At 44.1% G+C, this 1,679-nt stretch carries 2 protein-coding genes; both read left to right on the top strand.

Annotation, left to right across the window (positions count from 1 at the left end):
- The coding region (locus tag ELAC_RS06925) for an RHS repeat-associated core domain-containing protein (protein ID WP_239414426.1) at nucleotides 1-908 on the top strand (908 nt) is incomplete at its 5' end.
- Nucleotides 901-1,386, top strand: coding sequence for a hypothetical protein (locus tag ELAC_RS06920; protein ID WP_098038562.1), 486 nt, complete (start codon nucleotides 901-903; stop codon nucleotides 1,384-1,386). The genes ELAC_RS06925 and ELAC_RS06920, both read left to right, overlap by 8 nt.
- Nucleotides 1,387-1,679 lie beyond the last annotated feature (293 nt).

Raw genomic sequence — 1,679 nt, 5'->3', positions numbered from 1 at the left:
TCTCCAGCAAGCGCTTCGATCCAGAGTCCGGTTTTTACTATTTTGGAAGGCGCTACTACTCTCCATGCCTTGGCCGCTTCATCACGCCCGATCCTGCGGGCTTTGAAGATGGACTGAACCTCTACGCCTATGTCCACAACAACCCGCTGATCCATGTCGATCCGGATGGCCAGTTTGCGTTTTTGATTCCTTTTGCGGTTCAGATCGGTGTCTGCTACGCTATGGAGATGGCTCTTCCCTATGCGGTGACGGCATTGGAAGCGTATGGCGCCACCACTTCGGCATCGTTTTTGAGCGGCGCCGTGCATGGGTTTACCGGGGAGTTTGAATGGTCGGCCCTTGGAACAGGCTCAAAGCTTGGGGCAGCGGAGAAGGCGGGACTGGCGATTGGAGTGATCCGTTCTCACACCAGCATTACTAAGCTGGGTGGCATGATCTCAAACGTTGCTACGGGAGCTGTGACAGGAGCTGCTACCAGACAGGTTACTAGCTGGTTTGCAAAAGGCACAGCCCGTGCAGTTGCTCAGGAAACTACCGCCAAAACCGTTCAAAAGACCACTAAAGTGGCGGTACAGAATGGCGTCGCAAATCAGGCCGTTTCTAAAACTGCGACTAAAGGAATCGCAAAGGAAGTAGCCGATGATCATATATGGATAAGAGCTTCACCCTTTAGGAATAAATCTGCTAAAGAACTTGACGCAATGTTCCGCAAGAAGGGATTTGATCCCGAAGGTCCTGATGCTTTAAATGGTTTAGGAAATTATATTAACCGGAAAAATGGACGTCAGTATCACATTGATCCAAAACATGTTGGTCGTTACGCTGAACCCAATCATGTGGATGTGGGAAGAGCAAAAGCGTATTCCGGTAATTTAGGTAAAAAAAGATTTGGTTATTTAGATGATTAACTTTGATGAACTTCCTTGTGATATAACAAACCACATTAACACATTTCGTGATTTTTTAAATACTACTTGGCCGTTTTTAGACAAACTCATGGAAGATCATAATTGGGATGATGATGGTTATTTTATTGGTGATTGGTTACAGGTAAATTGGGAGTTTTTTGTAGAAAGAGAGTTACTAGAAGAGAAGGGTTTTCTTACACAATTTTCCGTATCATACTTGAGTGGTCGTATTACAAAACCCGAGGCAATTGCGAATTACACAGTTTTGGCTAAATCAGAAAAACAATTAATTGATGCAAGAACGGGAATGATTATTCCTTTTGATAAAGGTACAAGATTGTATTGCTTTTCCACATACAAAGATAATGCTTATGGTTTGTACCCACCATTTGATTACGCTGAATTAGTCGTTGATTCAGAAAAAAAGTTGTATACGGTTCCAGTAAAGGATTTGCAGTTTTATCTTGTTAAGTTGTGACATTCAGTCTCTTTTATAGCTATGAGGATTTTTTAACACAAAATCAACAAGATTTTTGATAGAGCTTCCGAACAGTACCTATATCTACAAGACAACGAGATCGCGGCCTTCCAAAACGGAGCCCTCTGCGAGCTGCGCCTACTTGGCGAGGGGATTGCCGAAGATATCGGCTCATCAATCTCTTTCGAAATCGATGGGAAGATATTAATTCCCTTGCATAACTCCTCCGGCAGCATCGCGCTGCTTCTCGACAAAGATGGAGGTGTTGTTGCCTCTTACCGCATGACAGCCTT

Source organism: Estrella lausannensis (genome assembly GCF_900000175.1).
Taxonomy (GTDB): Bacteria; Chlamydiota; Chlamydiia; order Chlamydiales; family Criblamydiaceae; genus Estrella; species Estrella lausannensis.
Note: the sequence above shows the minus strand (reverse complement) of the source record. Positions and strands in the feature narration are given on the sequence as shown.